Annotated in this window: 17 protein-coding genes, 5 tRNA genes and 1 pseudogene; 15 read left to right on the top strand and 8 right to left on the bottom strand. The window is 74.8% G+C overall.

Annotated features, from left to right (window positions below):
- Positions 1-74 precede the first annotated feature (74 nt).
- From argH to AB0P35_RS13990, 11 genes are all read left to right on the top strand, one after another.
- Positions 75-1,514, top strand: coding sequence for an argininosuccinate lyase (gene argH / locus AB0P35_RS13940; protein ID WP_095871986.1), 1,440 nt, complete (start codon positions 75-77; stop codon positions 1,512-1,514).
- Positions 1,515-1,576: 62 nt separating this feature from the next.
- Positions 1,577-2,134, top strand: a complete 558-nt coding sequence (locus tag AB0P35_RS13945) for a sigma-70 family RNA polymerase sigma factor (protein WP_363510270.1) — start codon at positions 1,577-1,579, stop codon at positions 2,132-2,134.
- Between the two features lie 265 nt (positions 2,135-2,399).
- Positions 2,400-2,900: a GNAT family N-acetyltransferase gene (locus AB0P35_RS13950; protein WP_363510271.1), complete on the top strand. Its 501-nt coding sequence runs from the start codon at positions 2,400-2,402 to the stop codon at positions 2,898-2,900.
- Positions 2,901-3,368: 468 nt separating this feature from the next.
- Positions 3,369-4,391, top strand: coding sequence for an ATP-binding cassette domain-containing protein (locus AB0P35_RS13955; protein ID WP_363510273.1), 1,023 nt, complete (start codon positions 3,369-3,371; stop codon positions 4,389-4,391).
- Complete coding sequence (locus tag AB0P35_RS13960) at positions 4,388-5,122, top strand: methionine ABC transporter permease (RefSeq protein WP_363510275.1); 735 nt, start codon at positions 4,388-4,390, stop codon at positions 5,120-5,122. The genes AB0P35_RS13955 and AB0P35_RS13960 overlap by 4 nt, the downstream gene beginning before the upstream one ends.
- 90 nt (positions 5,123-5,212) lie before the next feature.
- On the top strand, positions 5,213-6,049 hold the full coding sequence (locus AB0P35_RS13965) for a MetQ/NlpA family ABC transporter substrate-binding protein (RefSeq protein WP_363510277.1): 837 nt from the start codon (positions 5,213-5,215) through the stop codon (positions 6,047-6,049).
- Between the two features lie 187 nt (positions 6,050-6,236).
- Complete coding sequence (locus AB0P35_RS13970; RefSeq protein ID WP_363510279.1) at positions 6,237-6,884, top strand: GNAT family N-acetyltransferase; 648 nt, start codon at positions 6,237-6,239, stop codon at positions 6,882-6,884.
- Between the two features lie 169 nt (positions 6,885-7,053).
- The gene (gene cbiE / locus AB0P35_RS13975) at positions 7,054-8,304 is read left to right on the top strand and encodes a precorrin-6y C5,15-methyltransferase (decarboxylating) subunit CbiE (RefSeq protein ID WP_095871979.1); all 1,251 of its coding nucleotides are present in this window, start codon (positions 7,054-7,056) and stop codon (positions 8,302-8,304) included.
- Between the two features lie 364 nt (positions 8,305-8,668).
- On the top strand, positions 8,669-12,232 hold the full coding sequence (gene cobT / locus AB0P35_RS13980; RefSeq protein ID WP_363510281.1) for a nicotinate-nucleotide--dimethylbenzimidazole phosphoribosyltransferase: 3,564 nt from the start codon (positions 8,669-8,671) through the stop codon (positions 12,230-12,232).
- Positions 12,233-12,326: 94 nt separating this feature from the next.
- Positions 12,327-13,559 carry a uroporphyrinogen-III C-methyltransferase gene (gene cobA, locus AB0P35_RS13985; RefSeq protein WP_363510283.1) on the top strand — a complete coding sequence of 411 codons (1,233 nt, stop codon included), beginning with the start codon at positions 12,327-12,329 and terminating at the stop codon, positions 13,557-13,559.
- A 104-nt stretch (positions 13,560-13,663) separates the two neighbouring features.
- Positions 13,664-14,470 (top strand): RNA methyltransferase, encoded by an 807-nt coding sequence (locus AB0P35_RS13990; protein WP_363510285.1) that lies wholly within the window; start codon positions 13,664-13,666, stop codon positions 14,468-14,470.
- 666 nt (positions 14,471-15,136) lie between these two features.
- On the opposite strand, the pseudogene AB0P35_RS13995 reads toward AB0P35_RS13990, so the two are convergent.
- A pseudogene (locus AB0P35_RS13995) lies at positions 15,137-16,489 on the bottom strand (protein kinase); the annotation flags it as partial.
- 535 nt (positions 16,490-17,024) lie between these two features.
- Between AB0P35_RS13995 and AB0P35_RS14000 the strand changes: the two are divergent.
- Positions 17,025-17,216, top strand: coding sequence for a hypothetical protein (locus AB0P35_RS14000; RefSeq protein WP_095871974.1), 192 nt, complete (start codon positions 17,025-17,027; stop codon positions 17,214-17,216).
- Positions 17,217-17,443: 227 nt separating this feature from the next.
- Here the strand turns inward: AB0P35_RS14000 and AB0P35_RS14005 are convergent.
- From AB0P35_RS14005 to AB0P35_RS14025, 5 genes are all read right to left on the bottom strand, one after another.
- Positions 17,444-17,515: transfer RNA gene (locus AB0P35_RS14005), tRNA-Val, on the bottom strand.
- 28 nt (positions 17,516-17,543) lie between these two features.
- Positions 17,544-17,615, bottom strand: a tRNA-Val gene (locus AB0P35_RS14010).
- Between the two features lie 28 nt (positions 17,616-17,643).
- Positions 17,644-17,715: transfer RNA gene (locus AB0P35_RS14015), tRNA-Val, on the bottom strand.
- A gap of 33 nt (positions 17,716-17,748) precedes the next feature.
- Positions 17,749-17,822 (bottom strand) — tRNA-Cys (locus AB0P35_RS14020).
- A gap of 39 nt (positions 17,823-17,861) precedes the next feature.
- Positions 17,862-17,934, bottom strand: a tRNA-Gly gene (locus AB0P35_RS14025).
- A 305-nt stretch (positions 17,935-18,239) separates the two neighbouring features.
- Here AB0P35_RS14025 and AB0P35_RS14030 point away from each other — a divergent pair.
- The 3 genes from AB0P35_RS14030 to AB0P35_RS14040 all read left to right on the top strand — a co-directional run bounded on the left by AB0P35_RS14030 (position 18,240) and on the right by AB0P35_RS14040 (position 21,054).
- Entirely contained in the window at positions 18,240-19,295 is a 1,056-nt protein-coding gene (locus tag AB0P35_RS14030; RefSeq protein WP_363510288.1) for a chorismate-binding protein, read from the top strand.
- Positions 19,296-19,316: 21 nt separating this feature from the next.
- Entirely contained in the window at positions 19,317-20,132 is an 816-nt protein-coding gene (locus AB0P35_RS14035; RefSeq protein ID WP_095871973.1) for an aminodeoxychorismate lyase, read from the top strand.
- 79 nt (positions 20,133-20,211) lie between these two features.
- Positions 20,212-21,054, top strand: a complete 843-nt coding sequence (locus AB0P35_RS14040; RefSeq protein ID WP_363510290.1) for a GNAT family N-acetyltransferase — start codon at positions 20,212-20,214, stop codon at positions 21,052-21,054.
- A 40-nt stretch (positions 21,055-21,094) separates the two neighbouring features.
- Here the strand turns inward: AB0P35_RS14040 and AB0P35_RS14045 are convergent, their stop codons facing one another.
- Complete coding sequence (locus AB0P35_RS14045; RefSeq protein WP_363510292.1) at positions 21,095-21,592, bottom strand: DsbA family protein; 498 nt, start codon at positions 21,590-21,592, stop codon at positions 21,095-21,097.
- Between the two features lie 72 nt (positions 21,593-21,664).
- The gene (locus tag AB0P35_RS14050) at positions 21,665-22,234 is read right to left on the bottom strand and encodes a CGNR zinc finger domain-containing protein (RefSeq protein ID WP_363510294.1); all 570 of its coding nucleotides are present in this window, start codon (positions 22,232-22,234) and stop codon (positions 21,665-21,667) included.
- Positions 22,235-22,428 lie beyond the last annotated feature (194 nt).

Genomic DNA, 22,428 nt, shown 5'->3' on the forward strand with positions numbered 1-22,428 from the left:
AGCACGTCCCGAGCCCCGGCCGCACTCCCCACGGCCGGGGCTCACGCCCATCACCTGTGTAAGGAGCCCACGCGATGACCGCCGACCAGAACGCCGCCAGCAGCAATCCTGAGCTGCGCCTCTGGGGCGCGCGCTTCGCCGACGGCCCGTCCGAGGCGCTGGCCAAGCTCTCCGCCTCGGTGCACTTCGACTGGCGCCTCGCGCCCTACGACATCGCCGGGTCCAAGGCGCACGCCCGCGTGCTGCACAAGGCCGGCCTGCTGACCGAGGACGAGCTCGCCGCCATGCTGGCCGGCCTGGACGGGCTGCTCGCCGACGTCGAGTCCGGCGCCTTCACCGGCACCATCGCCGACGAGGACGTGCACACCGCCCTCGAGCGCGGCCTGCTGGAGCGCCTCGGCCCCGACCTCGGCGGCAAGCTGCGGGCCGGCCGGTCCCGCAACGACCAGATCGCCACGCTGTTCCGGATGTACCTCCGGGACCACGCGAAGACCATCGGCGGGCTGGTCCTCGACCTCCAGCACGCCCTGGTCGGCCTCGCCGAGGCCCACCCGGACACCGCCATGCCGGGCCGCACCCACCTTCAGCACGCCCAGCCGGTGCTCTTCGCCCACCACGTCCTCGCGCACGTGCAGGCCCTCGGCCGGGACGCCGAGCGGCTGCGCCAGTGGGACACCCGCACCGCCGTCTCCCCCTACGGCTCCGGCGCGCTGGCGGGCTCCTCGCTCGGCCTCGACCCGCAGGCTGTCGCCGCCGACCTCGGCTTCGAGCGCGGCTCGGTCGGCAACTCCATCGACGGCACCGCCTCGCGCGACTTCGTCGCCGAGTTCGCCTTCGTCACCGCCATGATCGGCATCAACCTCTCGCGCATCGCCGAGGAGGTGATCATCTGGAACACCAAGGAGTTCGGCTTCATCACGCTGCACGACGCCTTCTCCACGGGCTCCTCGATCATGCCGCAGAAGAAGAACCCGGACATCGCCGAGCTCGCCCGCGGCAAGTCCGGCCGCCTCATCGGCAACCTCACCGGCCTGCTCGCCACCCTCAAGGCGCTGCCGCTCGCGTACAACCGCGACCTGCAGGAGGACAAGGAGCCGGTCTTCGACTCCTGCGACACGCTGGAGGTCCTGCTCCCGGCCTTCACCGGCATGATGGCCACCCTGACCGTCCACCGGGAGCGGCTGGAGGAGCTGGCCCCGGCCGGCTTCTCGCTGGCCACCGACATCGCCGAGTGGCTGGTCAAGCAGGGCGTGCCGTTCCGGGTCGCGCACGAGGTCGCCGGAGCCTGCGTCAAGACCTGCGAGCAGCAGGGCATCGAACTGTGGGACCTGACGGACGAGCAGTTCGCCGCCATCTCCGGGCACCTGACGCCGGAGGTCCGCTCGGTGCTCAGCGTGCACGGCGCCATCGCCTCCCGCAGCGGCCGCGGCGGCACCGCCCCGAGCGCCGTCGCCGCCCAGCTGGCCGAGGTGAAGGCCGACCTCGCCGCCCAGCAGGAGTGGCTCCGGGGCTGACCCGCCCTCGGACGATGGGGCGCGCCGGGTGACCCGGCGCGCCTCCACTCGTTGCGGCCGATGTGACCGAAGCCCCGCCCGACGCTGCTCCGCCCCACGCCCCTCCGCCCGCCGAGTGCCGTCCCCTCGCCGATCTCCCCGTCGACGAGCTGCGCCGCGATCTCGTGCCCTTCCTCGCCGTGCTGGCCGGGGACCGGCTGGACGGCGAGGACCTGGAGCAGGAGGTCTGGCTGCAGGCCGTCGAGCGGGCGGCCGGCCCCGGGCTGCCCCGGGACCGCCGCGGCTGGCTGCGCGGCCGCGCCGTCCGGTCCGCGCTGGCGGCCCGCGGCGCCGCCGTCCCGGAGGTTCCGGTGCCGCGGCCGGCGGTGGCCCGGCGCGGGCCGCACGAGGAGCTGCTGGCCGCCGAGCTCGCCCGGGCCGTCCGCCGGGCCCTGGCGCGGCTGTCCGGGCGCTGCCCGGAGCTGCTGCTCTCGCTCGCCGAGTCGCCGGAGCTCGGCTACACCGCGCTGGCCGCCCGGACGGGCATCCCGCGCGGCTCCATCGGCCCCACCCGGTCGCGGTGTCTGGCCTGCCTGCGGTCGCTGCTCGCGGCGCGCCGCGGGGACTGGACGGGGGAGTGACCGCGTACGGTCGGGAACGTGACGCTCGCCACGTCCGGCATCCGGGAGGTTGAGATCCGGCGACGCCGGGGTAGAGCGCTGGCGAACGTCTCTCCTGGCGTCGGGTCCGGGCCTCGACCACGGTCCGGCCGCAGCGTCACGCCGTCGCCCGGGGACCGTTCGACCCTCTTCCCCGGCCGGGCCGATCCCCGTCCGGGGCCTCAGGCCGGGCACCGGTGCAGACCCTCGGCAGGCACCGGGCACTAACGATGGGGAGACCCCGCACATGGGCATGAGTGTGATCATCTCGCCGGCGACGCAGGACGACGCGGAACAGATCCTCAAACTGCAGTACCTCGGCTACCAGGACGAGGCCGAGCTCTACGGGGACTGGTCCCTGGAACCACTCACCCAGAGCCTGGAGAGCCTGAAGGCCGAGCTCGGCGAGCAGGAGTTCCTCGTCGCCCGGCTCGGCGACGAGGTGGTCGGCACCGTCCGCGGCCGGGTGGAGGCCGACGGCACCGCCCGGATCGGCCGGCTGGTCGTGCACCCGCGGATGCAGCGCCACGGCCTCGGCGGCCGCCTGCTGGACGCCGTCGAGCAGCGCCTGCAGGAGACCGGCGCCGTCTACGCCTTCGAGCTCTTCACCGGCCACCGCAGCCTCGGCAACCTCCGGCTGTACGCCCGCCACGGCTACCGGCAGTCGGCGGTCCGCGAGGTCTCCGGCCGGCTCTCCCTGGTGACCCTCCGCAAGACCGTCCCGGCCTCGCTGGCGGCCTCCGCCTGACGTCCTTCGCTCCGCCCGACGGCGCCCTCCCCACTCGGGACGGGCGCCGTCGGGCTTGCGGCACAAGGGTCGTGTCCGCATTCCGGACCGATCATCCTGTTTATTGGGATCGTGTCCGAAGGTCTGATTAACTGTCTTCCATGACTGCGACCACGACATGCACCCCCACCGGCACCGCGCCGGGCGGCGCGAGCCGCATGTGCTGTCGCATGTGTCACTGCTGAGGGCCCTCGTCCCCCTCCTCGCGCCCCGAAGCGAGCACCCGCGCCGGACGTCCGGCGCTCCCCGGGCCACCACGTCGCTGACGACTCGTCAGGGCCGCGCCCGCAGGCACACTCCCCGCCCGGCGACCACGGTCGACGTCCGGCACCACTGACACCCCTCCCTCCGGCGTGCCCCCGCACGCCTCCGACCGCATCCCGGTGCGCCGGCTCACAAGGCCGCGCCCCCGACCAACGGAAAGCAGCCGTGATCACCACCCAGGGCCTCACCAAGGTCTACCGCTCACGCGGCCGAGAGGTCACCGCCCTCGACGGCGTCGACCTGCACGTCCGCCAGGGCGAGGTCTACGGAGTCGTCGGCACCAGCGGCGCCGGCAAGTCCACCCTCATCCGCTGCGTGAACATGCTGGAGCGGCCCACCGCCGGCACCGTCACGGTGGACGGCGTCGACCTGACCGCCCTGCCCGGCGGCGAGAACCGCGCCGGCCGCGACCTGCGCGAGGCCCGCCGCCGCATCGGCATGGTCTTCCAGCACTTCAACCTGCTCTCCTCGCGCACCGTCCAGCAGAACGTCGAACTGCCGCTGGAGATCATCGGCCTCGACCGCACCGCCCGCCGCCGCAAGGCCGCCGAGCTGCTCGACCTGGTCGGCCTCGCCGACAAGGCCCGCAACTACCCCGCCCAGCTCTCCGGCGGCCAGAAGCAGCGCGTCGGCATCGCCCGCGCCCTCGCCGGCGACCCCAAGGTGCTGCTCTCCGACGAGGCCACGAGCGCCCTCGACCCGGAGACCACCCGGTCGATCCTCGCCCTGCTGCGCGACCTCAACAAGCAGCTCGGCCTGACCGTCCTGCTCATCACGCACGAGATGGACGTCATCAAGTCCGTCTGCGACTCGGCCGCCCTGATGCGCGGCGGACGGATCGTCGAGTCGGGCGTGCTCACCGACCTGCTCGCCGACGGCGGCTCCCGGATCGCCCGCGACCTCTTCCCGCTCGGCGAGTTCGCCTCCGGCCACAGCGGCCACACCGTCGTCGAGATCACCTTCCAGGGCGACACCCCGGCCCAGCCGTTCGTCTCCCAGCTCGCCCGCACCTACCAGATCGACATCAACATCCTCGGCGCCGCGGTGGAGACCATCGCCGGCCGGATGGTCGGCCGGATGCGGGTCGAACTGCCCGGCGGCCACCAGGACAACGTCGTCCCGATCGGCTTCCTGCGCGAGCAGGGCCTGCAGGTCGACCTCGTCACGGCGGACGGAGCGGCGGCATGACCTGGGACCAGATGCAGGAACTCCTGTGGCCCGCCACCTGGGAGACGCTCCAGATGGTCGGCGTCTCCTCGGTCGCCACCGTGCTCCTCGGACTGCCGCTCGGCGTCCTGCTGGTGCTGACCGACAAGGGCGGCCTGCTCCAGCACGTGCCCGTCAACCGGGTGCTCGGAGCGATCGTCAACATCGGCCGCTCGCTGCCGTTCATCATCCTCATGGTCGCGCTGCAGGGCCTCACCAAGGCGATCGCCGGCACCACCATCGGCTGGCAGGCCGCCACCGTGCCGCTCACCATCGGCGCCATCCCGTTCTTCGCCCGGCTCGTCGAGACGGCCGTCCGCGAGGTTGACGGCGGCCTGGTCGAGGCCGTCCAGTCGATGGGCGGCTCCACCGCCACCATCGTCCGCAAGACCCTGCTGCCCGAGTCGCTGCCCGCCCTGGTGGCCTCCGCCACCACCACCGTCATCGCCCTCATCGGCTACTCGGCGATGGCCGGCGTGGTCGGCGGCGGCGGACTCGGCGACCTCGCCGTCCGCTACGGCTACCTGCGTTTCGAGACCGGCTTCATGTGGGTGATCATCGCCGAGCTCGTCGTCATCGTCACCGCCATCCAGCTGATCGGTGACGTCCTCGTCCGCCGGCTCGGCCACCGCGGCGCCTCGCCCCGGCGATCCCGCCCCGAGGCCGTCGACCTCCCCGGCGAGGTGGCGGCGGAACCCGCCTCCACCCGCTGACCCAGACCGCGGCCGGACACCCCGGCCCGCACCAGGCGGCCGTCCCCGACGGCCCGCCGACCACCGCACCACCGGAGAAAGGCACTTTTCGTGCGTAACGTCCTGAAGTCCATCAGCGTCCTCGCCACCGCCGGCGTCGTCCTCACCCTCGCCGCCTGCGGCAGCGACGGCTCCTCGCCCGCCGGGGCGAGCGCCGACCCGAACAAGACGCTGACCGTCGTCGCCAGCCCCACCCCGCACGCCCAGATCCTCGACTACGTCAAGAAGAACCTCGCCGACAAGGCCGGGCTCAAGCTCGACGTCAAGGTGGTCACCGACTACGTGACCCCCAACACCGCGGTCCAGGACGGCTCGGCCGACGCCAACTACTTCCAGCACGTTCCGTACCTCGAGGACTTCAACAAGAAGAACGGCACCGACATCGTCTCCGTCGGGACGGTCCACCTGGAACCCCTCGGCCTCTACTCCAAGAAGGTCAAGTCCGTCGCCGAGCTCAAGGACGGCGCCGAGGTCGGCGTCCCCAACGACGCCACCAACGAGGGCCGCGCGCTCAAGCTGCTCGCCGACAACAACGTCATCACCCTCAAGTCCGGCGCCGGCACCACCGCCACCGTCCAGGACATCGCCACCAACCCCAGGAACCTCAAGTTCAAGGAGCTGGAGGCGGCCCAGCTGCCGCGCTCCCTCGGCGACCTCGACGCCGCCGTCATCAACGGCAACTACGCCCTCGACTCCGGCCTCAAGCCCGCCACCGACGCCATCGTCCTGGAGAAGGCCGAGGGCAACCCCTACGCCAACATCCTCGCCGTCAAGAAGGGCGGCGAGAACGACCCGCGGGTCCAGAAGCTCGCCCAGCTGCTGCACTCCGCCGAGGTCGAGAAGTACATCCAGGACACCTTCAACGGCTCGGTGATCCCCGCCTTCTGAGCCTGACGAACACCCCGAGACCGGGCCCCGCCGCACACCGCGGCCGGGGCCCGGCCGCGCAGTATGCGCCCGCCCCGACCGTGTCGCAGCCCGATCTGACGGGCCGTCGCCGGAATGCGGGTACCCTGGCACGCCCGAAGTCAGGCGGGGCGTACGGTGTGTCCACGACCCGGCGAGGAGAGACGGCATGGCAGCGAGCTTCCCCGAGACGGCCATCAGCACCGAACGGCTGTTGCTGCGCCCGCTCGACGACGGCGACACCGCGGGCCTGACCGCCCTCGCCTCCGACGACCAGGTGCACACCTGGACCTCCCTCCCCTCGCCGTTCACCGAGGCGCACGCCCGGCACCTGATCCGCGTCCTCGCCCCCGGCCGCCGCGCCGAGGGCGGCGGCATCGTCTTCGCCGTCGCCGAACACCTCACCCAGCGCCTGGTCGGCCTGGTCGACCTCCGCTGCACCGACTGGCGGCTGCGCTCCACGGAGATCGGCTTCATCACCGCCGCCTGGGCCCGCGGCGAGGGCTACGCCCCCGAGGCCGTCCTCGGCGTCGCCCAGTGGCTCTTCGAGGACCGCGGCTTCCTCCGGCTGGAGATGCGCACCGCCGCCGGCAACATCGCCGCCCAGCAGGTCGCCCAGAAGACCGGCGCGATCAGTGAGGGCGTGCTGCGCAGCGCCGGCATAGTCCGCGGCGAGGAGCCGGACCACCACGGCGGCGCCGACGCGCGCACCGACCTGATCCTCTGGAGCCTGCTCCCCGAGGACCTCGACCTCCCCGACGAGCACAACGCCCCGCGGGCCGGCCTCGCCGAGCCGCGCTACGTCCTGCACGACTGACCGCCCGGCCACGCGGCGGCCCGCCCGCCCGACCGGCCACCACCGGCCACCCGTCACCGGGACGGCGGTGCCCGTCCCGACCGCCCCACCGGGTAGCCTCTGCTCCTGGACGCGCGGTCACGCCGTCCGGCAACAGGGGCGGATTTCGGGCGAGGGAGAACAGCCGCAGATGGCTGACCGGATCACGGTCATCGGGTGGGACGGCACACCGCTCACGGAGACGGCCGCCACCGCGCTCGCCGGGGCCACCCTGGTCGCGGGAGCGCCGTACCAACTCGCCGCACTGCCGGTACCGGCCGGCGCCGAGCGCATCGCACTCGGCAGCGTGCAGTCCGCCGCCCGACGGATCGTCGAACACCGCGGCACCGCCGTCGTCGTCGCCGAGGGCGACCCCGGCTTCTTCGGCGTCGTCCGCACCCTCCGCCGGCCCGAGTACGGGCTCGAACTCGAGGTCCTGCCGGCCGTCTCCTCGGTCGCCGCGGCCTTCGCCCGGGCCGGCATGCCCTGGGAGGACGCGCAGGTCGTCTCCGCCCACGGCGGACGGCTGCGCCGCGCCGCCAACGTCTGCCGGGCCCACCCCAAGGTCGCCGTCCTCACCACCGCCGACGCCGGCCCCAGCGAACTCGCCCTGATGCTCCGCGGCGTGCACCGCACCTTCGTGGTCTGCGAGGCGCTCGGCACCCCCGACGAGGACGTCACCGTCCTCACCTCCGACCGGGTGCCCGACCACGACTGGCGCGACCCCAACGTCGTCCTGGTGATCGGCGGCACCCCGCCGGGCAGCGACGAGGCCGCCGGATGGCTGGCCGGCCGCCCGGTCGGCTTCCCGGGCGGCGACCGCGGCTGGGCCCTGCCCACCGAGGCGTACACCGGCCCGGACGCCGAGGCCCGCACCGCCGACGGCGACCGGGCGCTGTCCCCGCACGTCCGCGCGCTCGCCGCGGCCAGACTCGGGCCCGTCCCCGGCGACCTGGTCTGGACGGTCGGCGCGGGCAGCGGCGCGCTCGCCGTCGAGATCGCCCGTTTCGGCGCCGCCGTGGTCGCGGTCGAGGAGGACGGCGCCGCCTGCGCCCGGATCGGCGTCAACGCCCGCCGGTACGGGGTCGAGGTGGACGTGGTGCACGGCGCGGGACCGGACGTGCTCGGGGGCCTGCCGGAGCCCGACGCGGTCGCAGTGGAGCACGGGGGCGCACAGGTGGTGCGCGCGGTGCTCGCACGTCGCCCCGAGCGCCTGGTCGCGGTGGCGCACACCCTGGCCGAGGCCGAGGAGATCCGGGAGGCGGCGGCCACCGCCGGCTACCGCGTCGAGGGCATCCTCCTGCAGGCCGCGCCGCTCGCGCCGCTCCCCGACGGACCGGGCGGACTCGCCCTCGGCCCGGGCGAGCAGACCGTCCTGCTCTGGGGCTCGCTGGCCCCCTGACAGTCCGTATGCCGGACGGACACCGGGTGATCCCCGTCGCATCCGGACACCGATTCGAGAGCCCGTCGGCCCCGACCGATAGGGTGGCGTCCTGGTTGCGCACGGCGATCGGTGCACCGTGTCCATCCGGTACGGACGGTGCCCGGCGACGTGCCGCGATCGCCAGGGGTGAGGTTCGCGGGCATTCGACGCGGAACCCGTCGGGCCGGGAGAATGCGCTGGGGCCCGACGCGGACGTGCCGGATGCCCCGGCTAGTCGTTAATTCTGATGGCGCGCCACCCGGGACGGGTGGCGGGCAGGGGCGGCAGCGGTCGGCGATCGCGTCGCCGAGGACGCGAAAGCGGCCTGGAAGGAGCTTTGGACATGACCGATGGCGGCCACCTCCCAAGCGATGGCTCAGCCGTGCCCCCGAGCGGGCACGGCGCGGGCGCACCGGACCACCTGGTCGGTGTCGACCCGCTGACCGCGCCGATCGAGGCCGTCGCGCCCGGCAGCGTCCCCCTCGGCACCGACACCTGGCAGGGCGGCCACCGGCCGTCCTTCACCTTTCTCGACCAGCCGGACCAGCTGGACGAGGACGAGGACCTCCTGCTGATGCCCGGCCCACAGACCGCCTGGGGTGACGCCGTGCACGGCGCCGTCGAAACCGTCCATGTCGAGCCCTCCGCCGTCGAGCCGCCCGCGGCCGCCGCGCCGGTCGCCGCCGTACCCGTCGCCGAGGCCGCACAGGGCGCACCGGTGATGGACACCATGGCGCTGCGGACCGTCGACGAGAGCGCCCTGCCGACCGCCGAGGCACCGGCCGAGCAGCCGCCGGGCGTGCCGGTCGAGCCCTCCTGGCCGCCGCTCACCCCGCCCGACCTGACGCCCACCGATCTGCAGCCCACCGAGGCCCGGCTCGTCGACCCGCAGTCCGTCGACCCGCAGTTCGTCGTGATGGAGGCGCCCGTGACCCCGTCGGCCCCCGTTCAGGACGCGCCCGCGCCGGAGGCCGCGCAGCCGCAGCCGATCGCCGTGCCGCCGGTCGGCCCCGCGCCCGTCGAGCAGCCCGCCCAGCCGGTGCGCCGCCCGCTGCACGCCGGTCCGCCGATCCCGGACCCGTCCCTGATGACCGGCCATGTGCCGGTCCGCTCGCTGGCCGACCGCGGCCCCTCAGCCGTCCCCGTCCCCGGCAGCACGCCCGCCCACGGGGTGCCGATCGCCACCGTCCCGGCACCGATGCCGGCGCCGGAGCAGCCCGCCGTCGTGGCCGCCCCGGTCGTCGAGCCGATCGCGGTCGGGCCGATCGCGGTCGAGCAGGTCGCCGTTGAGCCGATCGCCGTTCAGCCGGTCGCCGCCCCCGAGGCAGTGGCCGCGCAGCCCGCGGTGGTCGAGGCCGCCGCGCCGATCATGGTGGAGCAGCCGGTGGCGGAGCAGATCGTCACCGAGCCGCAGGCCGTCGCCGTTGCGGTCGAGCCCGTCCCCGCCGCGCAGCCCGCGGAGGGTGCGCAGGCCGCGATCCCGGCGCAGTCCGGCGGCGCCCCGCGCCGCATCGCCGCCTTCCTCGCCGACCCGGCCCCGCAGCACGGCCTGCCGGAGCCCCAGCCCGTCGCGCCCGAGGCCGTCGCAGCCGAGGCCGTCGAGCCGCCGGTCGTCGCCGAGCAGCCCGCGGCCGAACAGTCCGTCACCGAGCAGGCGGTGACCGAGTCTCCGGTCGCCGAGGAGCCGCAGGCCGGGCCGGTGGAGTCCGCTGCGGCCGAGGCCACGCCCGTCGTGGAGACCGCCGAGCAGCCGGCCGCCGAAGCCGTCCAGGCCGTGGCCGTGGAGCCGGTCGTCGCCGAGCAGCCCCAGCCCGTCGCTGCCGCGGAGCCCGTCGAGACCGCCGCGCCCGAGCAGCCCGCCCAGCCGGTCGCCGTGGCTGTGGCCGCGGCTGTCGCCGAGGAGCCCACGGTCGCCGAGCAGCCGTCCGCCACCGTCGAAGCGCCCGCCGCCGAGCCGGTCGCCGAGCCGGTCGCCGCCGCTGCCCCGACCGAGGAGGCGGCCCCGGAGGCCGTCACCGAGGCACCCGCGCCCGAGCAGGCCCAGCAGCCCCAGGCCGCCGAGCCGGCCGAACAGCCCGAGCAGGGCAAGCAGGCCCAGGCGGTCGAGGTGCCGGCCGGGGCCGAGCCGCAGGCCGACGCCTCGGAGCAGCGCCCGCCGGCCCCCTCCGGTCTGGACGAGGCCGGCCGGGAGGCCGTCCACCAGGTCATCCGCGACCGCCGCGACATCCGCAACGGCTTCCGCTCCGACCCGATCCCGCACGAGGTGCTGCTCCGCGTCCTGGAGGCGGCCCACACCGCCCCGAGCGTCGGCTACTCGCAGCCCTGGGACTTCGTCGTCATCCGCTCGCGCAAGACCCGGCGCAAGATGCACGAGCTCGCCCAGCGCCAGCGCGACGCCTACGCCGACTCGCTGCCCAAGGGCCGGGCGAAGCAGTTCAAGGAAATCAAGATCGAGGCCATCCTCGACACCCCGGTGAACATCGTGGTCACCGCCGACCGCACCCGCGGCGGCCGGCACACCCTCGGCCGGCACACCCAGCCGCAGATGGCCCCGTACTCGGCCGCGCTCGCCGTCGAGAACCTCTGGCTGGCCGCCCGCGCCGAGGGCCTCGGCGTCGGCTGGGTGAGCTTCTTCGACGAGGACGAGATGGTCCGCGAGCTCGGCCTGCCCGAGCACCTGGAGGTCGTCGCCTACCTGTGCGTCGGCTACGTCGACGCCTTCCCGGACGAGCCCGAGCTGCAGCAGCAGGGCTGGGCGAAGAAGCGCCCGCTCTCCTGGGTCGTCCACGAGGAGCAGTACGGCAACCGGGCGCTGCCCGGCGAGGAGCCGCACAGCCTGCTCGCCGACACCCTGCGCGGCATCCGCCCGTTGGACGCCAAGTCCCTCGGCGACGCCTGGGACCGCCAGAAGCGGATGACCAAGCCGGCCGGCTCGCTCGGCGTGCTGGAGATCATCGCGGCCCAGCTGAGCGGCCTCGCCCGCAAGTGCCCGCCGCCGATCCCGGAGCCGGGCTGCGTCGCGATCTTCGCGGGCGACCACGGCGTGCACGCCCAGGGCGTCACCCCGTGGCCGCAGGAGGTCACCGGCCAGATGGTCGCCAACTTCCTGGCCGGGGGAGCGGTGGTCAACGCCTTCGCCGCGCAGGTCGGCGCCGAGGTCTGCGTGGTCGACGTCGGCGTCAAGGCCGACCTGCCGGACGCCATCCAGCAGGGCCGCACCACCGGCCTGCTGCCGCGCAAGGTCAAGGCCGGCACGGACGACATGACCCAGGGCCCGGCGATGACCCGGGAGGAGGCCGTCCAGGCGATCGAGGTCGGCATCGAGACGGCCCGCGACCTGGTCGCGGCCGGCAACAAGGTGCTGATCACCGGCGACATGGGCATCGCCAACACCACCGCCTCGGCCGCGCTCATCTCCGTCTTCACCGGCACCGACCCGGCCGAGGTCACCGGCCGCGGCACCGGCATCGACGACGCCACGCACGCCCGCAAGGTCGAGGTCGTCCGCGCGGCCCTCGCGCTGCACCAGCCGGACCCGGCCGACCCGATCGGCGTCCTCGCCGCGGTCGGAGGCCTGGAGCACGCCGCCATCGCCGGCTTCATGCTCGGTGCCGCCTCGCTGCGCACCCCGGTCATCCTCGACGGCGTCATCGCCGGCTCCGCGGCGCTGGTCGCCAAGGCGATCGCCCCGGAGTCGCTGGCGGCCTGCATCGCCGGCCACCGCTCGGCCGAGCCGGGCCACCAGGCGGCGCTCGCCAAGCTCGGTCTGCGGCCGCTGATCGACCTGGACCTCCGTCTCGGCGAGGGCACGGGCGCACTGCTGGCCCTGCCGCTGGTGCAGAGCGCCGCGCGTGCGATGCACGATGTAGCCACGTTCGACTCCGCCGGGGTCACCGAGAAGGCCTGAGCCACCCGGCCCCGCCCGTACCGGCCCGAGGGCGCGCCGGTCCGGGCGGGGATCCGCGTCGTCCCCGTACCTCCGCCACCCAGGAGCCCCGCCCATGAACGCGCCCGCACCCCACCCCAGCACCGAGGGCCTCACCCCCTACCCGGTCGGCCTGCTGCTCGCCGGCCGGCGCGTGGTCGTGGTCGGCGGTGGCCAGGTCGCTCAGCGCCGGCTGCCCGCGCTCATCGCCTCCGGCGCCGACGTCCACCTGATATCCCCGTCCACCACCCCGGCCGTGCAGGCGATGGCCGACGCGGGCGAGATCACCTGGCACCCGCGCAGCTACGCCGACGGCGACCTCGCCGACACCTGGTACGCCCTGGTCGCCACGGACGACCCCGAGGTCAACACCGCGGTCTCCGCCGAGGCCGAGCGGCTGCGGGTGTTCTGCGCCCGCAGTGACGACGCCTCCGCCGCCACCGCCTGGACCCCGGCCAGCGGCCGCGACGGCGGTGCCACCGTCGCCGTCCTCACCGGAGACCCGCGCCACTCCGCCGCGCTGCGCAACGCCATCGTCGACGGCCTGCGGGACGGCTCGCTCGCCGCCCGCCAGTACCGCGAGCGCACCCCGGGCGTCGCCCTGGTCGGCGGCGGCCCCGGCGACCCGGACCTGATCACCGTCCGCGGCCGCCGTCTGCTCGCCGACGCCGACGTGGTGGTCGCCGACCGCCTCGCCCCGCGCGAGCTGCTCGCCGAACTCCCGCCGCACGTCGAGGTCATCGACGCCTCCAAGATCCCCTACGGCCGCTACATGGCCCAGGAGGCGATCAACCGGACCCTGATCGAGCACGCCAAGGCCGGCAAGTTCGTGGTCCGCCTCAAGGGCGGCGACCCGTACGTCTTCGGCCGCGGCGGCGAGGAGCTCCTCGCCTGTGTGGAGGCCGGGCTGCCGGTCACCGTCGTCCCCGGCATCTCCAGCTCGATCAGCGTCCCGGCCGCGGCCGGCATCCCGGTCACCCACCGCGGCATGACCCACGAGTTCACCGTGATCTCCGGCCACGTCGGCCCGGACGAGCGCTCCCTCACCAACTGGGACGCCGCCGCCCGGATGACCGGCACCCTCGTCCTGCTGATGGCCGTCGACAAGATCGGTGCGATCGCCGCCAAGCTCGTCGAGTGCGGCCGCCCCGCCGACACCCCGGTCGCCGTCGTCCAGGAGGGCACCACCGCCGGCCAGCGCCGCGTCGACGCGACGCTCGCCACCGTCGGCGAGACCGTCACGGCCCAGGGCATCAAGCCGCCGGCCGTCATCGTCATCGGCGACGTGGTCAACGTCCTCGCCCACTGAGCCGGGCCGGCCCGACTCCGCTCCAGGTGCGCCCCGACCCGTCCCCCGGGTCGGGGCGTCCGCCGGTTTGGCCCCGCCCCGTCCCACGCGGCAGGATCGACCCCGTGTCCGAACCCCGCACTGTCACCGACCCCGCCGACCCCCGGCTCGCCGACTACACCGACCTGACGGACGTCGAACTCCGCCGCCGCCGCGAGCCCGCCGAGGGCCTCTTCATCGCCGAGGGCGAGAAGGTGATCCGCCGGGCGGTCGACGCCGGCTACCGGATGCGGTCGATGCTCCTCACCCCCAAGTGGCTGGACGTCATGTCCGACGTCGCCGCCGCCGCCGACGCCCCCGTCCACGTAGTCGAGCCCGCGCTCGCCGAACAGGTCACCGGCTACCACGTCCACCGGGGGGCCCTCGCCGCCATGGAGCGGCGCCCGCTCCCCGCCCTGACCGACCTGCTCGGTCCGGCCCGCCGGGTCGCCGTCTTCGAGGACATCGTCGACCACGCCAACATCGGCGCGGCCTTCCGCAACGCCGCCGCGCTCGGCGTGGACACGGTCCTGCTCACCCCGCGCTGCGCCGACCCGTACTACCGCCGGTCCGTGAAGGTCTCGATGGGCGCGGTCTTCCAGGTGCCGTGGACCCGCCTGGAGACCTGGCCGACGGACATCGAGACCCTCCGCTCGGCCGGCTTCACGGTCGCCGCCCTCTGCCTCAGCGAGAAGGCGATCACCCTGGACGAGCTGGCCGCCCGCAACGCCGAGCGCCTCGCCCTGGTCTTCGGCACCGAGGGCGACGGCCTCGCCCGCCGGACCCTCGCCGCCGCCGACGAGCACGTCCGCATCCCGATGGACGCCGGAGTGGACTCGCTCAACGTCGCCGCCGCCTCCGCCGTCGCCTTCTACACGACCCGCGCCCGGTAGGGCGTTCCCGCAAGGGGCTCACGACGTGTCCCACCACAGGCGCGTCTCCCCGGTGCCACACCCCGGCCGGGCCGACCGCTCCCGCCCGTCCGGCCCGTGCCGTCAGCGGCTGCCGCCCGACACCCCGGCGCCCGGCCAGGCCTCCTCCAGGCCGCCGTCGGCGCGGGCGGTGTACCGGGTGGAGGAGGTCGCGCCGGTCAGCGAGACCTTCTCCTCGCGGAGCAGCGCGCCGTTCTCCAGCCGCCAGGTGGCCGCCGCCTGCGGGTCCGCGGCCGAGGCCCGCGAGGAGACCAGCGCCGGGGCGTCGCCGGTGAACGCGAACAGCTCGACCAGGTCGACCGGGACGGAGCCCTCGGTCCGCCGCAGCACCACCAGTGCGGCGGGTGCCTCCCGGTAGCGGGCGGGCAGCACGGTGCTCAGCGCGATCTGGGCGCCGTCGCCGCCGGCCTTCCCGTCACGGAGCCGGATCTCCGGCCCGCCGGCCGGGTCGGTGTACGAGCGGTTCGGCCAGTCCACGGCCGGCAGCGGCCCCGCCGCCGACGCGAACCCGGTCGCCGCGGCGGGCGCGGCGACCGGCGCACCGGAGCCCGTGCTGGTGACCCCGTCCAGCGACAGGGCGGGCGTGGAGGCCGCGGGGGAGGGGCCGCGCCCCTGGTCGCGGCGGTTCTCGCAGCCCTGCGCGGTCGCGATCGCCAGCGCCACACCGAGGGTCACGGTGACGAAGACCACCAGCCGCTGCCGCAGCAGCCGCCGCCGGGAGACCGCCGAGGGCCGCCCGGGGACGGGCGTGTGCTGGCGCTCCCGCGGCCGCCCCGGTGCCGGGGTGTGCGGCCGTGCCGGGGCCGGCGTGCGGTGCCGCTCCCGCACGGTGTCGTGGCCGTCCGACAGTGGCCCGGCCGGGTGCGGCGGCTGCCCCGGAGCACGCCGGGGCGGTCGGCCCGGCGCGGGCCGTCCGCCGACCACGGGCCGCTGCCCGCCCGGATGCCCGTGGCTCCCGTGCCCGTGCCCGGACTGCGGACCGGGATGCGGACTTTGATGCCGACCCGCGCCGGGCCGTGGCGTGTGCGGAGCCTGCCGCGGCTGCCCGGCCTCGTCCGTGCCGGGGCCGCCGTCCTGCACCGCGCCCGTCCCCGCGCCGTGACCGGCCGGGCCGACCGGCCCCAGCGGCGCCCCGCCGCGCGGCCGCCCGCCGAGCAGGCTGCCCCGCGCGGCGAGTTCGGTCAGCCGCTCGTGCAGTGCGGCGGCGGCCGGCCGCTCGCCCGGCTCCTTGGCCAGGCAGGCCCGGATCAAGGGCGCCAGCACCGGCGGTACGGCCGCCAGATCCGGCTCCTCGTGCACGACGCGGTAGAGCATGACCTCGGAGGAGGCCCCGGATCCGAAGGGCGAGTCCCCGGTGAGGGCGAAGGCGAGCGTCGCCCCGAAGGCGAAGACGTCGGTGGCCGGGGTCACCGCGGCGCCGCGGACCTGCTCGGGTGCGAGGAAGCCGGGCGAGCCGACCGCGGTGCCGACGTGGGTCAGTGTGGAGGCACCGCGCGACCAGGCGATGCCGAAGTCGATGATCCGCGGGCCGCGCGGGGAGAGCAGGATGTTGGACGGCTTCAGGTCGCGGTGGACGACCCCGGCCTCGTGCACCTTGACCAGCCCGTCGGCGAGCGCCGCGCCGATCCGGGCCGCCTCCGGCCACGGCAGCCGGCCCTCGTCGGTGACCCGCTTGTACAGCGAGGGGCCGGGCACGTAGGCGGTCGCCAGCCACGGGCGGTCGGCCTCCAGGTCGGAGCCGACGACGCGGGCGGTGCAGCCGCCGCGGATCCGCGAGGCGGCGGCCACCTCGCGGGCGAACCGGGTGCGGAACTCGGCGTCCCCGGCCAGCTCGTCGCGGATCAGCTTGAGGGCGACCCGCTGTCCCTTCCGGTCGGAGCCCAGGTAGACCACGCCCATGCCGCCCGCGCCGAGCCTCCGGTGCAGTCGGAACGGTCCGACGATGCGGGGGTCCTCACGCCTCAGCCGCATCATCGCCATACCCGTCCCCGTCAGCCCGTGGAGTGAGGCCCCGTCGAATGGGCCGTCGTCAGATCCTGTCCGGGACAGCTTACGGACTGGCCGCAGTGCTGTGCTGACACGCAACACCCCGAGGGGCGGTCGGATTGTCCGATCTCCGCCGGACGGCGTCCGACGGGTACCCGGAGCACCCGCTCCGGGGAACGGCGCGACGCGCGCGAACGGACTCCCCGACGGTCCGCCCGACGGCTCCCTCCGCAGGGCTCCCGGCCCTCCCCGAGAGCCCCCTCGGGGTGGGCCTCAGGGTTGCCTCGGGGATGTGATCGGTTTCTTCTCCGCCTGCGGTAGTACGCGGCACGGCGCCGCCTCATCCTCCGGGAGGCCGGTGGAACCGTGCGCGGGCATGACGACCGGTGGGGGCCCTCCGGAATACCGTTGATCTCGACGGCGGGCCGCTACTCGTCCCCCGAGGTCCCGGCCCGCCGTCCCGACCACCCGACCGCCCCGAGCGGGCCGCCCAGCGGCCGCGCCCGGCGACGAGCAGGAGCAGACGATCATGGCCACGCAGTTCACCGGCACCGGGCGCCGCCGCCGGCCTTTCACCGGCCAGTCGCCCACCGGGGACAGGCATCCCGCGGTGGCACTCGCCATCGCGGTGCCGTGCGCGGTGCTGCTGCTGGCGCTGTTCGGCGGCTGGGAACAACTGGCGACACAGGCCCAGGCCGTCGCCGATCTGATCGGGCGCTGACCCCAGGGGAGGGGTTCGCGCCGGCCGGGTACGACACCGCAGGACACGTGGACGGGCCCAGCGGTGCCACCCCGGCAGGAGCAGGGGCCGGGTGCGTGACGTCGGTGAGGGCGTCCGTGCCCGGCACCTGCCTTTCCGCACCCCCGGGAGGTGCCCGGCACGCCGCCGCCCGTGCAGCACAACGACGAAGGCCGCGGTCCACATGGACCACGGCCTTCGATCTTCGGTGCGCGATACTGGGATTGAACCAGTGACCCCTACCGTGTCAAGGTAGTGCTCTCCCGCTGAGCTAATCGCGCGGGTGTGTCAAGCCCTGCCGGGCCTGCGTGCGCGATACTGGGATTGAACCAGTGACCCCTACCGTGTCAAGGTAGTGCTCTCCCGCTGAGCTAATCGCGCTGGGATGCCGATCCCCGAAGGGTTCGAGTGCGCGATACTGGGATTGAACCAGTGACCCCTACCGTGTCAAGGTAGTGCTCTCCCGCTGAGCTAATCGCGCGGGGAGGGCTCCCGGCGAACCAGGGGCACCTCTTGGAGGTGGAGACGGGATTTGAACCCGTGTACACGGCTTTGCAGGCCGTTGCCTCGCCTCTCGGCCACTCCACCAGGCAACTTCGGAGAACGATCTTACCCTGTTCTCCATCGAGCGGACGACGAGATTCGAACTCGCGACCCTCACCTTGGCAAGGTGATGCTCTACCAACTGAGCCACGTCCGCCTGTCTCCCGGCTGCTTCCCCGCTTTTCTTCGGTTCCGCGTCCCGGCGACGTGTTGAACTCTAGCGGATTCCCGGGCCAGCTAAAAATCCGTTCCCGCAGCGTGGCGCGGGGGTGGTCGGAAGGTGGTGCTCCGTCAGCCGTCCGGGTGGCCTCCGGAGGGCCCCGACGGGGGCCACGGCGCAGGTCCCGGCGCCCGCCCCCCGGCCGTCCGGGCGGCCCGCCGACCTACACTTCAGGCACCGAGCCAGCCCCCGTACCCGCGCCGCACCCGCGCGGAGCAGCACCGAGTCCGCGCAGGAGAACCGTGTCCGGCCGCACCGCCCCCCTCAGCCCCGACCAGCCGATCGCCCGCTTCGGCGGCCGTCTCGCCACCGGGCTGCGCGAGGTCTCCTCCGACCCCGCGGTGCTCGACGGCCGGGGCTTCTGGGCGGTCGCGTACGACTTCGAGGGCCGCCTCACCTGCGCCCGCTTCGACGAGGTCCGCCCCGACCCGGTCCCGCCGGCCACCGACGGCTGGCTCGGCCCGCGGCCCGACGGCTGGCACAGCTCGCTCGACCGGGCCGCCTACACCGCGGGGGTGCGCCGGATCCGCGAGCACATCGCGGCCGGCGAGGTCTACCAGGCGAACCTCTGCCGGGTGCTCTCCGGGCCGCTGCCCGACCCGGCCCGCGCCGACGTCGACGCGCTCACCGGCCTGCTCGCGCGCGGCAACCCCGCCCCGTACGCAGGAACGATCCGCCTCCCCGAGCACGGGGTGGAGATCGCCACCGCCTCGCCCGAGCTCTACCTGCGGCGCTCGGGCCGTACCGTCTCCTCCGGCCCGATCAAGGGCACCGGCCGCACCGAGGCCGACCTGCTGGAGAAGGACCATGCCGAGAACGTGATGATCGTCGACCTGGTCCGCAACGACCTCGGCCGGGTTTGCGAGACGGGCACCGTCACCGTCCCCGACCTCTGCGCGGTGGAGAAGCACCCCGGGCTGGTCCACCTGGTCTCCACCGTTGAGGGGCGGCTGCGGGACGGCGCCGGCTGGCCGGAGCTGCTCGCCGCCACCTTCCCGCCCGGCTCGGTCACCGGCGCGCCCAAGTCCAGCGCCCTGCGGATCATCGACGCCCTCGAGACCGCCCCCCGCGGCCCCTACTGCGGCGCCGTCGGCTGGGTGGACGCGGACCGCGGCGAGGCCGAACTCGCCGTCGGCATCCGGACCTTCTGGATCGACCGGACGGGCGGCACCCCCGTGCTGCGGTTCGGCACCGGCGCCGGCATCACCTGGGGCTCCGACCCCGAGCGCGAATGGGACGAGACCGAGCTCAAGGCCGCCCGCCTGGTCGCGATAGCGTCGGGCACCAGCACCCACTGAGAACCCCAGGAGCAGCCCTCGATGATCTGGGTCAACGGCAACCTCGTCGACGCCGGCACCGCCGCCGTCTCCGTCCTGGACCACGGCCTCACCGTCGGCGACGGCGTCTTCGAGACGGTCAAGGCCGTCGACGGCCGGGCGTTCGCGCTCACCCGCCACCTCGACCGGCTCACCCGCTCCGCCCGCGGCCTCGGCCTCGCCGACCCGGACCACGACGCCGTCCGCGAGGCCTGCGCCGCCGTGCTCGCCGCCAACCCGATGCCGCTCGGCCGGATGCGCATCACCTACACCGGCGGCACCTCCCCGCTCGGCTCCGAGCGCGGCGAGGACACGCCGACCCTGGTGGTCGCCCTCGGCACCGCCAAGCCCCGACCCGACACCACCGCGGTGGTCACCGTGCCGTGGCGCCGCAACGAGCACAGCGCCGTCGCCGGCCTCAAGACCACCTCCTACGCGGAGAACGTGGTGGCGCTGGCCGCCGCCCACCGCGCCGGCGGCTCCGAGGCGCTGTTCGCCAACACCGCTGGCCGGCTCTGCGAGGGCACCGGCTCCAACGTCTTCGTCGTGCTCGGCGGCCGGCTGCTCACGCCGCGACTGGACTCCGGCTGCCTGGCCGGCATCACCCGGCAGCTGGTGGTCGACTGGAGCGGCGCCGAGGAGGCCGACCTCCCCTTCGAGGCACTGTTCGAGGCCGAGGAGGTCTTCCTGACCTCCACGCTCCGCGACGTCCAGGGCGTGGCCCGGATCGACGACCGCGAGCTGCCCGCACCCGGCCCGATCACTCTCAAGGCGATGGCCCAGTTCGCCGAGCGCAGCGGCGACGACCTCGACCCCTGATCCCGGCCGACGTCGGTCCTCGGCGACGGAAGCCGCCACCGAGGCGTAGCGCCGCCACCGCCGGGGCAGGGAAGCCGGTATGACCACCACCCTGCGCCCCGCCGGCGCCGAGGAGCCGCTGCCCGGCGGCGGCCGCAGCCGCCGCTGGCGGATCTGTGTCAACGGCCGCCCGGTCGGCGGGCTGCGCACCACGGCGACGCCGCGCGGCGACCAGTGGTGGGGCGACATCGCCGAACTGGAGGTCACCGAGGGGCGCCGCCGAGGCCGCGGCACCGTCGGCATGCTCGCCGCCGAAGAAGTGCTGCGCGGATGGGACTGCGGACGGGTCGACGTCACCGTCCCCGCGGAGGCGGAGGCCGCGCTCGCCCTGGCGCGGTCGCTCGGCTACACCGAGCGGATGCAGAACATGGCCAAGCGGCTCGGACCGGTGCCGGAGCCGCCGGAGGGGCTGACGGTCCGTCCGATCGGCGACGCGGACTACCGGGAGTGGCTGGTGGTCGCGAGAGCCGGCTACCTGCACGACCTGCGCTCCTCGGGCCTCAGCGAGCGGCAGGCGGTGGCCAGGGCGGAGGCCGACCACCGCCAGGTCCTGCCGCAGGGCCCGGACACCCCGGGCGTCGTCCTGCGCCGGATCACCGACGCCGAGGGCGGCGTCCTCGGCAGCCTCTGGCTGAACCTGCGGCAGGAGGTCCTGCCGGACGGCCGCCCGCTGGCCTGGGTGATGGTGGTGGAGGTCGCCGCGGAGCACCGCGGCCGAGGCCTCGGCCGGGCCCTGATGCTGACCGCCGAGCGCGAGTGCCTCGCCGCCGGCGTCCACGACCTCGGGCTCAACGTCTTCAGCAGCAACACGGTCGCCGTCGCGCTGTACGCGTCGCTCGGCTACCGGGTCACCCGGCGGGTCCTCGGCAAGCAGCTCCTCTGACGGAGACGCCGACCGCTCCGGGACCCGCCGGCGGCTCGACTCAGCCCCGCTCCTGCCCGATCAGCTCGACGATCCGGGCGCGCAGCCCGGCCTGGCTCTTGCCGCCGTCCAGCCGCTGCCCGGCGATCACATACGTCGGGGTGCCGCTGACCCCGATCGCGCGGCCCTCCGCCTGGTCCGCGTCGACCAGCAGGGTGTGCCGCCCGTCGATCAGGGCGGTGTCGATCTCGTCGGCGTCCAGCCCCAGCTCGGTGGCGACCGCCAGCAGTACCTTCTCGCCGTCGCGGCCGAGCTCCGCGGTCCGCTCCAGCAGCGCCTCGACGTACGGCCAGCCGCTGCCCTGCGCGAACGCCTCCTCGGCGGCCTGGGCGGCCGCGTACGCGTGCTTGTTCTTCTCCAGCGGGAAGTGCCGGAGCTCGATCCGGAGCTCGTCGCCGTAGCCGGCGCGCAGCGCCCGGACGTCGTCCAGGGCGATGCGGCAGTCGGGGCACTGCAGGTCGCACCAGAATTCGAGGCGGGGGAGGGAGGCGTCGGTCATGCCCTCAGTCTTCCACCCGGTCCTCCACCCGGCGGACCGTCCCCCGGACGGTGCCGCTCGCGGGCGGGCCGGTCAGCCCGTGGCGACGGCCTCGGCCGAGCGCTGCCGTGCGCGGTAGGCGGCGACGTGCAGCCGGTTGCCGCAGGTGCGGCTGTCGCAGTAGCGGCGCGAACGGTTGCGGGAGAGGTCGACGAAGACCCGCTCGCAGTCCGGCGCCTCGCAGCGCCGCAGCCGCTCGAGCTCGCCGGCCATCACGATGAAGGCGAGCGCCATGCCGAGCTCGGCCGCGAGGTGGTCGCCGATCGCGGCGTGCGGGGCGAAGTAGTGGATGTGCCAGCCGTGGTGGTCGTGGTTGGTCAGCCGGGGCGTGGTGCCGGCGGCCGCGACCACGGCGTTGACCAGCTCGGCGGCCTGCTCGGTCGACTCGGCGGAGAACACCTCGCGCAGCCGGCCGCGCAGCAGCTGCACCGCGGCGAGATCGGCGCCGGTCAGCGAGTCGATCTCGCTGATCTCCTGCTTGACCACGAACGCGTCGAGCGCGGCGGTGTCGGGCAGCTGTTCCGAGCCGCACGCCTCCGGGGCGGTGTTGAGCAGCTCGACCAGAATGCTCAACGCGCACTCGGTGTCATGGGTGATCAGCACGTGGGCTCCTCGCGCGGCGGGGGCGCACCGGCCCCGCGTCGGTCGTCACCCGCGACTCTACCGGGCTGCGGCGCCCGGGCGAAGGAAAGCGCCCGGCAGCACGGCCGGCCACCCCAGTTTCAGGTGCGCGGCGCCGTCAGCAGCAGGTCGATCCTCTCGGCCGAGGCCTGCGACTCGGCGTGCAGGTGGTCGAT

Source organism: Kitasatospora sp. NPDC085879 (assembly GCF_040686255.1).
Classification (GTDB): domain Bacteria; phylum Actinomycetota; class Actinomycetes; order Streptomycetales; family Streptomycetaceae; genus Kitasatospora.